Annotated in this window: 10 protein-coding genes; 6 read left to right on the forward strand and 4 right to left on the reverse strand. The window is 49.6% G+C overall.

The window, feature by feature from the left end:
• Positions 1-192 precede the first annotated feature (192 nt).
• From adiA to pmrB, 6 genes are all read left to right on the forward strand, one after another.
• Positions 193-2,460 carry an arginine decarboxylase gene (adiA, locus tag WES_RS01955; RefSeq protein WP_077637380.1) on the forward strand — a complete coding sequence of 756 codons (2,268 nt, stop codon included), beginning with the start codon at positions 193-195 and terminating at the stop codon, positions 2,458-2,460.
• 335 nt (positions 2,461-2,795) lie between these two features.
• Positions 2,796-3,557 carry a DNA-binding transcriptional activator AdiY gene (gene adiY, locus WES_RS01950; protein WP_001217092.1) on the forward strand — a complete coding sequence of 254 codons (762 nt, stop codon included), beginning with the start codon at positions 2,796-2,798 and terminating at the stop codon, positions 3,555-3,557.
• Positions 3,558-3,693: 136 nt separating this feature from the next.
• Positions 3,694-5,031, forward strand: coding sequence for an arginine/agmatine antiporter (gene adiC / locus WES_RS01945; protein WP_000093133.1), 1,338 nt, complete (start codon positions 3,694-3,696; stop codon positions 5,029-5,031).
• Positions 5,032-5,134: 103 nt separating this feature from the next.
• A complete protein-coding gene (gene eptA / locus WES_RS01940; protein ID WP_010353881.1) occupies positions 5,135-6,778 on the forward strand; it encodes a phosphoethanolamine transferase EptA in 1,644 nt (547 codons plus the stop codon).
• Entirely contained in the window at positions 6,775-7,443 is a 669-nt protein-coding gene (basR, locus tag WES_RS01935; RefSeq protein ID WP_016159905.1) for a two-component system response regulator BasR, read from the forward strand. The genes eptA and basR overlap by 4 nt, the downstream gene beginning before the upstream one ends.
• A complete protein-coding gene (gene pmrB, locus WES_RS01930) occupies positions 7,444-8,544 on the forward strand; it encodes a two-component system sensor histidine kinase PmrB (RefSeq protein ID WP_016159904.1) in 1,101 nt (366 codons plus the stop codon).
• Here pmrB and pmrR read toward each other — a convergent pair.
• The 4 genes from pmrR to crfC all read right to left on the reverse strand — a co-directional run bounded on the left by pmrR (position 8,520) and on the right by crfC (position 13,593).
• Positions 8,520-8,609 (reverse strand): LpxT activity modulator PmrR, encoded by a 90-nt coding sequence (gene pmrR, locus WES_RS01925; protein WP_000797657.1) that lies wholly within the window; start codon positions 8,607-8,609, stop codon positions 8,520-8,522. The genes pmrB and pmrR overlap by 25 nt on opposite strands.
• Before the next feature lie 114 nt (positions 8,610-8,723).
• Positions 8,724-10,226 (reverse strand): glycine betaine/L-proline transporter ProP, encoded by a 1,503-nt coding sequence (gene proP, locus WES_RS01920; RefSeq protein WP_010353876.1) that lies wholly within the window; start codon positions 10,224-10,226, stop codon positions 8,724-8,726.
• A 269-nt stretch (positions 10,227-10,495) separates the two neighbouring features.
• Positions 10,496-11,368 carry a diguanylate cyclase regulator RdcB family protein gene (locus WES_RS01915; RefSeq protein ID WP_016159903.1) on the reverse strand — a complete coding sequence of 291 codons (873 nt, stop codon included), beginning with the start codon at positions 11,366-11,368 and terminating at the stop codon, positions 10,496-10,498.
• Entirely contained in the window at positions 11,365-13,593 is a 2,229-nt protein-coding gene (crfC, locus tag WES_RS01910; RefSeq protein ID WP_016159902.1) for a clamp-binding protein CrfC, read from the reverse strand. Before crfC ends, WES_RS01915 begins: the two co-directional genes overlap by 4 nt.
• Between the last annotated feature and the right edge of the window lie 232 nt (positions 13,594-13,825).

Below are 13,825 nucleotides of genomic sequence, written 5' to 3' on the forward strand. Positions count from 1 at the left end.
ATATCAGTATCAGCCAAAAAAATAATTTAGCTGTCGATAATAAACATTGAAAATTAATTGAAAAATTAATATAAGCTTATGTTTATAATAATAAAAAATTAAAAATGCTTATTTTTCAATCGCTTTACAGCCTGAAATGCCCGGAAGATACTTGCCCGCAACGAAGATTCCTTCACAACCGGGTAAACAATGATGAAAGTATTAATTGTTGAAAGCGAGTTTCTACATCAGGACACCTGGGTCGGTAGCGCCGTTGAACGTCTGGCGAATGCCTTGAGCCAACAAAATGTTACCGTCATTAAATCAACCTCATTCGATGATGGTTTTGCCATTCTCTCTTCAAATGAAGCTATTGATTGTCTGATGTTCAGTTATCAAATGGAGCATCCAGACGAACATCAAAACGTCAGAGAATTGATCGGTAAACTTCATGAACGCCAGCAAAATGTGCCGGTATTCCTGTTAGGCGATCGGGAAAAATCAATCGCCGCTCTGGATCGCGACCTGCTGGAGCTTGTCGATGAATTCGCCTGGATTCTGGAAGATACTGCCGATTTTATTGCCGGACGCGCCATCGCCGCGATGACCCGCTACCGTCAACAGTTGTTACCGCCACTGTTCAGCGCGCTGATGAAATATAGCGACATCCATGAGTATTCCTGGGCCGCGCCGGGTCACCAGGGCGGAGTGGGGTTCACTAAAACGCCAGCCGGACGTTTCTACCATGACTATTATGGTGAAAACCTGTTCCGCACCGATATGGGGATCGAACGAACTTCTCTCGGTTCTTTGCTTGACCATACTGGCGCATTTGGCGAAAGCGAAAAATATGCCGCGCGCGTATTTGGTGCCGATCGCTCCTGGTCAGTCGTTGTCGGCACTTCAGGTTCTAACCGCACCATCATGCAAGCCTGCATGACCGATAACGACGTGGTCGTTGTTGACCGTAACTGCCACAAATCCATTGAACAAGGCTTAATGCTGACTGGCGCGAAACCGGTATACATGGTGCCAAGCCGCAACCGCTACGGCATTATCGGGCCAATCTACCCGCAGGAAATGCAGCCTGAAACCTTGCAGAAGAAAATCAGTGAAAGCCCGCTGACTAAAGACAAAGTCGGACAAAAACCGTCTTACTGCGTGGTGACTAACTGCACCTACGACGGCGTGTGCTATAACGCCAAAGACGCGCAGGATCTGCTGGAAAAAACCTCTGACCGTCTGCATTTCGACGAAGCCTGGTATGGCTACGCACGGTTTAACCCGATCTATGCCGATCACTATGCAATGCGCGGTGAACCAGGCAATCACAACGGTCCAACCGTTTTCGCTACCCACTCCACACATAAACTGCTGAATGCGCTGTCGCAGGCGTCTTATATTCATGTACGTGAAGGCCGGGGCGCGATTAACTTCTCCCGCTTTAATCAGGCATACATGATGCATGCCACCACTTCCCCGCTGTATGCCATCTGCGCATCAAACGATGTGGCTGTATCAATGATGGACGGCAACAGCGGTCTGTCACTGACTCAGGAAGTGATCGATGAAGCGGTCGATTTCCGCCAGGCAATGGCACGGTTGTATAAAGAGTTTACTGACGAAGGTAGCTGGTTCTTTAAACCGTGGAATAAAGAAGTGGTTACCGATCCGGAAACCGGCAAAACCTATGACTTTGCCGACGCGCCACGCAAACTGCTGACCACCGTTCAGGACTGCTGGGTAATGCATCCGGGCGAAAGCTGGCACGGCTTTAAAGATATCCCGGACAACTGGAGTATGCTCGACCCGATTAAAGTCAGCATCCTCGCACCGGGGATGGGTGAAGACGGTGAACTGGAAGAGACTGGCGTACCTGCCGCACTGGTTACCGCATGGCTTGGTCACCACGGCATCGTGCCAACTCGCACCACCGATTTCCAGATTATGTTCCTGTTCTCAATGGGTGTGACCCGAGGGAAATGGGGAACTCTGGTTAACACCCTCTGTTCCTTCAAACGCCACTACGACGCCAACACACCGCTGGCGCAGGTGATGCCGGAACTTGTTGAACAATATCCTGACACTTACGCGAACATGGGGATTCACGATCTGGGCGACAAAATGTTTGCCTGGCTGAAAGAAAACAACCCAGGTGCACGGTTAAACGAAGCCTATTCTGGCCTGCCGGTGGCTGAAATCACTCCGCGTGAAGCGTACAACGCGATTGTCGACAACAACGTCGAGCTGGTATCCATTGAAAATCTGCCAGGACGCATTGCGGCGAACTCAGTCATCCCGTATCCGCCAGGAATCCCGATGCTGCTGTCTGGTGAAAACTTCGGCGATAAAAACAGTCCGCAGGTAAGTTATTTACGCTCGCTGCAATCCTGGGATCATCATTTCCCTGGATTTGAACACGAAACTGAAGGTACAGAAATTATTGACGGTATTTACCACGTAATGTGTGTGAAAGCGTAACCACTATTCCGCTGAAGGCGTAATTGTTTTAATAACATTACGCCGCCTGGCCTGAGGCCTTTTGAGTATGGCAACGTTTTCATAAAAATTGCTGCAAACAAAAATGTCATACTTTTTGCGCGGTCCCACCCCGCGCTTTTTTTGTTTATTATTTACCCTTCACCACTCTGTAAAAATTTTTGTACATGAGAAATTACTATAAAAATTTGTAATATTAGTAAAACACGTTATTTTTATGCATGTTTTGATTCGTCATACAATTATATAACCAGTCCCCGGTATCTCTCTATGTTGGCGAGATCCACTATTTTTCTTTGCATTTCAGGAGTACATGTATGAGGATTTGCAGCAACCAACCTTGTATAGTTTTATTAACTGAAAAAGATGTCTGGCTAAGAGTGAATGGGAAAGAGCCTATAAGTTTGAAGGCTAACCATATGGCGTTATTAAGTTGTGAAAATAATATTATCGACGTCTCCTCTCTGAATAACACTTTGATTGCGTATATTAGCCTAGACATCATCAAAGATTATCTCCGTTTTCTGAATAAAGATCTCTCGAAAATACCGGTCTGGCAACGTAGCGCCACACCGATTATTTCCCTGCCATGCCTTACACCAGAGGTGTTTCGCGTTGCGGCGCAACATAGCACAGCGCCTGCTGAAACAGAGTCGGAAAAAGAACGAACACGTGCATTATTATTCACTGTGCTCTCTCGCTTTCTCGACAGTAAAAAATTCCTTTCTCTACTTATGTATATGTTACGTAATTGTGTTAGCGACAGCGTTTATCAAATCATTGAAAGCGATATCCATAAAGACTGGAATCTTAGTATGGTAGCCAGTTGTTTATGTCTTAGCCCAAGTTTGTTAAAGAAAAAGCTGAAAAGCGAAAACACCAGTTATAGCCAAATAATAACCACCTGCCGGATGCGTTATGCTGTAAATGAATTAATGATGGATGGAAAAAATATCTCACAGGTGTCACAGTCCTGTGGCTACAACAGCACGTCTTACTTTATTTCTGTATTTAAAGACTTCTATGGCATGACGCCACTCCATTATGTTAGCCAACACAGAGAACGTTCTGTCGCCTGATTTATAACCTTTACGAAGAGATATATTAATAACGGCATCAGCGATAACCCGACTGACGATAATTCAATGCGCGAATGCAGGCGTATGATATGACGTAATTTATTGTCACGAAGCTCGCCTTCGCAGGAGTTTAATTATGTCTTCGGATGCTGATGCTCACAAAGTGGGCTTAATCCCCGTTACTCTGATGGTGTCGGGGAATATTATGGGGTCAGGTGTATTTCTGTTACCTGCAAACCTGGCCTCAACTGGCGGTATTGCCATATATGGTTGGTTGGTGACGATTATCGGTGCTTTGGCTTTATCGATGGTCTACGCCAAAATGTCGTTCCTCGATCCCAGCCCTGGCGGTTCATATGCCTACGCGCGCCGCTGTTTCGGTCCTTTTCTCGGATATCAAACCAACGTTCTCTACTGGCTGGCCTGCTGGATTGGCAATATCGCCATGGTGGTCATTGGCGTCGGCTATTTGAGCTATTTCTTCCCGCTCCTGAAAGATCCGTGGGTATTAACCATCACCTGCGTGGTGGTGCTGTGGATCTTCGTTCTGCTTAATATCGTCGGTCCGAAAATGATCACCCGCGTGCAGGCCGTCGCTACCGTGTTGGCGCTGATCCCAATCGTCGGGATTGCCGTATTCGGCTGGTTCTGGTTCCACGGAGAAACCTATATGGCGGCATGGAACGTCAGCGGCCTGGGCACCTTCGGTGCAATTCAAAGTACCCTTAACGTTACGCTGTGGTCGTTCATCGGTGTGGAAAGTGCCTCCGTTGCAGCGGGTGTGGTGAAAAACCCGAAACGCAACGTCCCTATCGCCACCATTGGCGGGGTATTGATTGCCGCCGTTTGCTATGTGCTCTCGACCACCGCGATTATGGGGATGATCCCCAACGCCGCACTGCGCGTTTCCGCCTCACCTTTCGGTGATGCTGCACGGATGGCGCTGGGTGATACCGCAGGGGCCATTGTCTCCTTCTGTGCGGCGGCTGGTTGCTTAGGTTCGCTGGGCGGCTGGACATTACTGGCCGGGCAAACGGCGAAAGCCGCTGCCGATGACGGTCTGTTCCCACCGATTTTTGCCCGCGTCAACAAAGCAGGCACACCGGTAGCCGGGTTGATTATCGTCGGTATCCTGATGACTATCTTCCAGTTCAGCAGCATTTCGCCAAACGCAACCAAAGAGTTCGGTCTGGTCTCTTCCGTATCGGTAATCTTTACCCTGGTGCCTTATCTTTATACCTGTGCAGCTTTACTACTTTTAGGCCACGGTCACTTTGGTAAAGCGCGTCCGGCGTATCTGGCTATCACCACTATCGCCTTCCTTTACTGCATCTGGGCGGTGGTCGGTTCTGGCGCACAAGAGGTTATGTGGTCATTCGTCACGCTGATGGTGATTACCGCAATGTACACGCTGAACTACAACCGACTGCATAAAAACCCCTATCCTTTAGATGCACCAATAAGCAAAGATTAAGCCCCCTTAATCCAGCAAACATAAAAGCCAACCTTAAGAACTTAAGGTTGGCTTAACTTTGCTTTGCGAGCATATGCGCACTTTGTTCGATGGAAACACCGTGATGTTGAAGCGCCTTCTAAAAAGACCCTCTTTGAATTTACTCGCCTGGCTATTGCTGGCCTCTTTTTATATTGCTATCTGCCTGAACATTGCCTTTTTTAAACAGGTGTTACAGGCGTTACCGCTGGATTCAATGCATAACGTACTGGTTTTCTTATCGATGCCGGTCGTCGCGTTCAGCGTGATTAATATTGTCCTGACGCTAGGCTCTTTCTTATGGCTTAATCGTCCACTGGCCTGCCTGTTTATTCTTGTCGGCGCGTCTGCGCAATATTTCATAATGACTTATGGCATCGTCATCGACCGTTCGATGGTTGCCAATATCATGGATACCACACCTGCGGAAAGCTACGCGTTAATGACACCGCAGATGTTATTAACTCTGGGATTAAGCGGGGTTCTTGCTGCACTGATTGCCTGCTGGGTAAAAATCAAACCCGCAACCTCACGCCTGCGTAGCGTTCTTTTCCGTGGGGCCAATATTCTGATTTCTGTACTGCTGATTCTGCTGGTCGCCGCGTTGTTTTATAAAGACTACGCCTCGCTGTTTCGCAACAACAAAGAGCTGGTGAAATCCTTAAGCCCCTCCAACAGCATTGTTGCCAGTTGGTCATGGTATTCCCACCAGCGACTGGCAAATCTGCCGCTGGTTCGCATTGGCGAGGATGCACACCGCAACCCGTTAATGCAAAACGAGAAGCGTAAAAATCTGACCATCCTGATCGTCGGCGAAACCTCGCGGGCAGAGAATTTCTCACTCAACGGCTACCCACGTGAAACCAATCCGCGTCTGGCGAAAGATAACGTGGTCTATTTCCCCAATACCGCGTCTTGCGGCACGGCAACGGCTGTCTCTGTGCCATGCATGTTCTCGGATATGCCGCGTGAGCATTACAAAGAAGAGCTGGCACAGCACCAGGAAGGCGTGCTGGATATCATTCAGCGAGCGGGCATTAATGTGTTATGGAATGACAACGACGGTGGCTGCAAAGGTGTCTGCGACCGCGTACCACACCAGAATGTCACCGCGCTGAACCTGCCCGGCCAGTGTATCAACGGCGAATGCTATGACGAGGTGCTGTTCCACGGGCTGGAAGAGTACATCAATAACCTGCAAGGTGATGGCGTGATTGTCTTACACACCATCGGTAGCCACGGCCCGACCTATTACAACCGCTATCCGCCGCAGTTCAGGAAATTTACCCCCACCTGCGACACCAACGAGATCCAGACCTGTTCCAAAGAACAACTGGTGAACACTTACGATAATACGTTGCTCTACGTCGACTATATTGTTGATAAAGCAATTAATCTGCTGAAAGAACATCAGGATAAATTTACCACCAGCCTGGTTTATCTTTCTGACCATGGTGAATCGTTAGGTGAAAATGGCATCTACCTGCACGGCCTGCCTTATGCCATCGCGCCTGATAGTCAAAAACAAGTACCGATGCTGCTGTGGTTATCGGAGGATTATCAAAAGCGGTATCAGATTGACCAGAGCTGCCTGCAAAAACAGGCACAAACGCAGCACTATTCACAGGACAATTTATTCTCAACCCTGTTGGGATTAACCGGCGTCGAAACGAAGTATTACCAGGCTGCGGATGATATTCTGCAAACTTGCAGGAGAGTGACTGAATGAAAATTCTGATTGTTGAAGACGATACACTGTTATTGCAGGGGCTGATTCTGGCGGCACAAACCGAAGGCTACGCGTGCGATGGAGTCACGACCGCGCGGATGGCGGAGCAAAGCCTTGAGGCCGGTCATTATAGCCTGGTGGTGCTGGATTTAGGTTTACCCGACGAAGATGGGCTGCATTTTCTCGCCCGTATCCGGCAGAAAAAATATACCCTGCCGGTACTGATCCTCACCGCTCGCGATACCCTGACCGACAAAATCGCCGGGCTGGATGTCGGTGCCGATGACTATCTGGTAAAACCTTTTGCGCTGGAAGAGTTACACGCCCGCATCCGCGCCCTGCTGCGACGCCATAATAATCAGGGCGAAAGTGAGCTGATTGTTGGCAATCTGACGCTGAATATGGGTCGCCGTCAGGTATGGATGGGCGGCGAAGAGTTGATTCTGACGCCCAAAGAATATGCTCTGCTATCGCGGCTGATGCTCAAAGCAGGCAGCCCCGTGCATCGGGAAATTCTCTACAACGATATCTACAACTGGGACAACGAACCCTCGACCAACACCCTGGAAGTGCATATCCACAACCTGCGCGACAAAGTGGGTAAAACACGTATCCGCACCGTGCGCGGCTTTGGCTATATGCTGGTCGCAAATGAGGAAAAATAATTGAATCTGATGCGTTTTCTGCGCCGACCAATATCGCTGCGCCAACGGCTGATATTGACCATCGGGGCCATTTTGTTGGTGTTTGAGCTGATCAGCGTCTTCTGGTTATGGCATGAAAGTACCGAGCAAATTCAGCTGTTTGAGCAGGCGCTACGTGACAATCGCAACAACGATCGCCACATCATGCGTGAGATCCGCGAAGCAGTCGCCAGCCTGATTGTTCCCGGCGTATTTATGGTCAGCCTGACACTATTTATCTGCTATCAGGCGGTGCACCGCATCACACGCCCGCTGGCGGAACTGCAAAAAGAGCTGGAAGCGCGCACCGCTGACAACTTAACGCCCATAGCCATTCACAGTGCCACCCTCGAAATCGAAGCGGTGGTTTCGGCGTTGAACGATCTGGTCAGTCGCCTGACCAGCACGCTGGATAACGAAAGGTTGTTTACCGCTGACGTCGCTCACGAACTGCGAACGCCACTGGCGGGGGTGCGTTTGCATCTGGAACTGCTGGCGAAAACGCATCACATTGATGTAGCACCGTTAGTGGCACGGCTTGATCAGATGATGGAGAGCGTCTCCCAGCTGTTACAACTAGCGCGCGCCGGACAGTCATTTTCTTCCGGTAATTATCAACATGTAAAACTGCTGGAAGATGTCATTCTCCCCTCGTATGACGAACTCAGTACCATGCTCGACCAGCGCCAGCAAACCCTGCTATTGCCAGAGAGCGCCGCCGACATCACCGTTCAGGGTGACGCAACCCTGCTGCGGATGTTATTGCGAAACCTGGTAGAAAACGCCCATCGTTACAGCCCGCAAGGCAGCAACATTATGATTAAGCTGCAAGAAGCTGGCGGAGCGGTCATGGCCGTTGAAGATGAAGGGCCTGGCATTGATGAGAGTAAATGCGGAGAGTTGAGCAAAGCGTTTGTACGAATGGACAGCCGTTATGGCGGGATTGGTCTGGGATTAAGTATTGTCAGCCGCATCACACAGTTGCATCACGGGCAGTTTTTCCTGCAAAACCGGGAAGAGGCTTCCGGCACGCGCGCCTGGGTACGGCTGAAAAAAGATCAGTACGTGGCAAACCAGATATAGAGAAAGCTGCTGACGACCAGCACGCTAAACACAGTCGTTAAACTTTCATAAACACGGTTTTTCATTGCACTCTCCTCCGTTGTCCTGGAGGAGAGTATGCGCGTCAGAGATTAAGTGAACCTTAAGAGTTCGATTGTTGGCCTGATAAGAGAGTGCCGCATCAGGCAATCCGTTTCAGCTTACTCATCAATTCGCGGATGTTGCTGCACCAGGCGGGTACGTTTCGCCTGCAAATCGGCAATCTCCTGGTCAATATCCTCGATTTTCTGCTCGATATTATCGTAATGCTCGACGAGAATTTCCTTCGCTTCCTGCAAATCTGACGCCGCTGGCGTCGCACCTTTCAGTGGACGATTCGCCGTCTCTTTCATGGTCACGCCGGTAATCAAACCAATCACCGCCACTACCATCAGGTAATAGGCAGGCATCATCAGATTATGCGAGCTTTCCACCAGCCAGGCTGCCAGCGTTGGCGTCAGACCGGCAACCAGCACCGAAATATTAAATGCCGCCGCCAGCGCACTGTAACGAATATGCGTCGGGAACATCGCTGGCAAGGTAGAGGCCATAACACCCGTAAAGCAGTTAAGGATCACCGCCAGCATCAGCAACCCGGCGAAAATCAGGCCGATAATATTACTGTTAATCAGGATAAACGCCGGGATCGCCAGCGCAAACAACGCAACACTGCCGAGGATCACAAACGGACGACGACCAAAACGGTCACTCAGCAAGCCCATCACCGGCTGAACAAACAGCATACCGATCATAATCGCGATAATAATCAGCACCCCGTGGTCTTCGGAGTAATGCAGGTTATGCGACAAATAACTCGGCATATAAGTCAGCAACATGTAGTAAGTCACGTTGGTGGCAATCACCAGACCAATACATGTCAACAGACTGCGCCAGTGTTTGGTGGCAATCTCTTTAAACGAGACTTTCGGGCCATCCTGCAAACCTTCGCGGTCACCCTGTTCCAGTTTCTCAACATGTTGCTGGAACGCTGGCGTCTCTTCTAAAGCATGACGAAGATAAAGCCCAATAATTCCCAGCGGCAGCGCGATAAAGAACGGAATACGCCAGCCCCAGTCAAGGAAATTCTCTTCACCGACGATGGTCGAGATCAACACCACCACGCCCGCACCCAGCACAAACCCGGCAATAGAACCGAAATCCAGCCAGCTGCCCATAAAGCCACGTTTACGGTCAGGTGAGTATTCCGCAACAAATATCGACGCTCCGGTATATTCGCCGCCGACCGAGAAACCTTGTGCCATCTTACAGATCAACAGCAAAATCGGCGCCCAAATACCAATAGAGGCGTAGGACGGTATTAAACCGATACAGAACGTACTGATCGACATAATCACAATAGTGATAGCGAGGATCTTCTGGCGACCATATTTATCGCCCAACATACCAAAGAAGAGTCCGCCAAGCGGTCGAATCAGAAAGGGAACGGAGAAGGTGGCAAGTGCAGCAACCATCTGCACGCTGGGGTCAGCCCCTGGGAAAAATACTTTACCTAATGCGTAAGCAACAAAGCCATAAACACCAAAATCGAACCATTCCATTGCATTACCCAGCGATGCTGCAGTAATGGCTTTTCGCAGTTTACCGTCATCAATAATGGTGACATCACGAAGGGTTATCGGTTTTACTTTTTTCCTTTTCAGCATAGCTTTCCTCGCAGAGTAAGCCCATTTCCGCACGCGTCAGGCAAATCGACGCGGCGCCCGCAAAAGGGGAGCGGGAATTGCAGGGTGCAATCTCTGTAACAAGCGTAGCTGGTTTGCTTACACGATCCGATTAAGGATTGTACAATCAAACCTGTTGACGCCTGAATTGGGCAGTTAATGACCTTTTTACCCTACCAGTGTTTAAATTTGTGATCAACTTCACACATGGATTTCGTTGAGCACTCATTGATGTAACTGATCATTTACAGTCAATTTACAGAGAAGATTTCCTCAACCATCGCGCCCGCCAGACGCTGTGCTGAACAGAGCCGTGGCATCCCCAACGCGACGGTTTGCCAGCGTTGGGTTACTGACCAGCAAACGGGCTGCTTATCGGCATCGGACCACTTGCCAAGCCAACTTAAAAAGTCAGCATGATCCCCGCCAGTCGGGGTAGTGGGAGAGGAAAACCATTGATGGTAATAATGGCGAGTAGTCGGTGCCGCATTGATACTTTCAGCCAGATATTGCGTCGCTTTCAGGCGTAAATCGTCAAGCAACAACGCCGCTGCTTGTGGATTTCCCAGACGGCAGGCATCACCAAATGCCCCCCAGCGCAGCTCTTCCAGAGCAATAAAACAACGTCCCGGCAGCGACCAGGCGTTGTACGCACCAGCACACCAGCGGGTAAAAATTTGCTCACTCTGCTCACCTGCCTGAACCAGTAACCCTCGTTGCATTAACGCTTTTTCCTTCCAGCGACAGCGGGCAGAAAACCACTCATACAACGCGGCAATTTGCTGGGGAAGTTCCGGGAAAGCGGAGTGCGAGCGGTGATCCATTTTTTGCAATAGCGCCAGATGTTGCGTGATCTGCGTCAGCGCCAGATGGCCGGGATCCAGCATCGCCGCCAGTTTTTCCACCAATGTCAGGCGCAGGCTAAGTGGCGCATTTAACATTCCGGCATTCGCCCACGCCTGAAGCTGTGCGCGCGCAAGGAGCTCCTGCATCAGTCGTTCACGAAACTGCTGCTGATGGGCTTGTGGATAGCGGGCACCATCGCCCTGCGCCAGATCCACCAAAAAGCGGGGATAAACCGACTCCAGTACGCGACCGGAGCCGTCCAGTAACGTCTTTGTCAATACTGTTCTGCCATGAAAAGAGTTTGAATATCATCGCGTAACAACTGAGAGTCCGTATAAATCCAGCCATGAATCATCACGGTCTGCTGCAATTGCTGCTGCATCATCCTGACCACGGATTCATTTTGTTGACGCAGCGCCAGACTATCGCGTAAACGCGCCTGTAATTCCGTCAAACATAACGCGAAATCAGCGAAAAAAGTGTTCATGCCTGCCATGACAGAATCATCGACCTGAACCGCCAAAGCTTTAGCCATTTGTTGGCAATAAAGGTCTACTTCTTCGGTTAACGTTCGTTGTAGCGCACTGTAATCAACGGCCTCTGGCGGGGATTTCTCACCACCCCGTCCCCAGTCAGGCTGATTCAGCCAGCGCGAGAACGTCTCACGCACAATGCCAAAACGGCTGCTCTGCTCATCCGTTGCTTCCTGGTGGGATATTGCATCGCTGAACAGCTGGCGAGTATTGAAGTGTGGGACTGCGCCATGAAAAGCAGGAAAATGAAAGCCGGGGCGAAACCCGGACTCATTCAATTCTGTTTTTACCCGCTGCTCGATGGGGTGAATAACATCGGTTAACACCCGGCAAAGGGTTGATTCCAGTTCAGCAAAACGCAGCGTAAAATCACGGCTGATTTTGGTCTGCGCCGCCTGTAACAGCGTCTCGCAGCGGGTACGAATCTCGCTTAACGACCATGAATCATGTTGAAAAAGTACAGCTAACTGGGTATTCACCTCATCTTGCTGCTGACGCAGAAAGTCGTTGGCTGATACCAGAGCCACCTCGATTTCATGTTTAATCTCGCCACTCACCTGCACCTGATTGAGCTGCAATAGCTGCATATTTTCTTCAACCTGGCGGATATTTTGCCGCAATTGCTCGCAGACGACGTTCAGCCCGTGTGCGCGAAAATCAAGGTATTCCCGCGCTTGTTGGGCATAATTCAACAACTTATGCGAGGCAGATCGCAGAGCATATAACGACGCGTTGGCGTAGGCAGCATGGAGTAATGCCTGAACCGGTTGCGCGAACAGCGAATCTTCCCACAGTTGATCGGCGGCATGACGAATACGGTCGATATCTGCCAGATCGGCATTGCGCCAGCGCCTGCCAAGCGCGGCATGGGCAAAATCCTCCACCCAGCGTTGTTGCTCCGGCGCAGGCAACTTCCCATTGTTAGCTAACTCATGACGTGCCCGATTCGCCAGATAGCCCCACATCGACGATACCGGAAATATCTGCCCTGGCGTAACACAGCCTTTCATCAGCGTTCCGGAAATCAGCGCCCGCACCTGTTCGGCATCGTCACTGTTACGATCCTGCTGATCGAACTTATTGACGAGCACATACAGCGGTACTGATTTCCCCACCGCTAAAACCGCCTCACGCACCTCTTCATCGGAGATTGACTTCAGTTGCGTATAGTCCAGCACCGCCAGCACTGCGGAGGCGCGCGCCAGTTGCTCGTTAAGCATTTTTTGCAGATGCGGTTGTCCGGCTTCATTCGGTCCGGGGGTATCCAGCAACGTCAATTGACCGGGATAACTCTCCAGTCCCGCCAGATGGACAAACTCCACTTCAATTACTGGAATATGCTCAATGGCGGCGTAAGCAGAAAAAGGAAAATCGACGTCCAGCGCCTTCGCCAGACGCACCAAATCATTCAAACTTTTCAGACAATGAAAAATTGGCTGGGCACCAAGATAATATTTTTCAAAAGCAACGCCATTTTCGATCCGCTGCATAAGCGCACGCATATCTTTATCTATTTCCAGCAGTTCGGTCAGATGCTCAATATCGCAATCGCGCAGGCGTTGTTGTAATTGTTGGATTAAACAGTCGATTGGTGCGACATGTGAAAAATGCAGCACCGGTTCTTTTTGCCCCGGCGTATGGCGAATAAGCGTCGGCAGCGCAGTCATAGGGCGATTGCGATTAGGCAGAACTTCAGTGCCAACAATAGCGTTAATGGTGGTTGATTTCCCTGCTTTCATGGTGCCAATAATCGCCAGCACCATTTCCAGACGGGAAATTTTACGCAGCTCATTATTCAGCATCGCATGACGCTCGGCGATATTAGACTGACTCCAGGGTAAAGTCAGTGGTGGTGCATCTTCTCCGGGCACAGAGAGCGGCATTTTTTCCAGTAACTGCAACTGTTGTCGGGAAAGCTGTAACAGACGCTCAGCCTCCTGACTTAATTCATATATTGTCTGTGTGTACATGGAAAATTCTTCCTTAAGGCAAATTTCATTATTTTTATTTAGCCAGATCGTTTTTTAGTTCTGTTGTCGGCTTTTATAATTACTGCAGGAAATAATTTTTATATTTAATATATTGTTTTTATTAGGATGAATAAATCTCTTCCGACAAGTTAAAAGTCAGAAAGATAAAATAACAATTTAATTAAAAAAAGAACAAGAAGAGAGTTAACCTTAACTTAAATAATAAACAGAG

Origin of the sequence: Escherichia sp. KTE31, assembly GCF_000407925.1 — a bacterium.
GTDB lineage: Bacteria > Pseudomonadota > Gammaproteobacteria > Enterobacterales > Enterobacteriaceae > Escherichia > Escherichia ruysiae.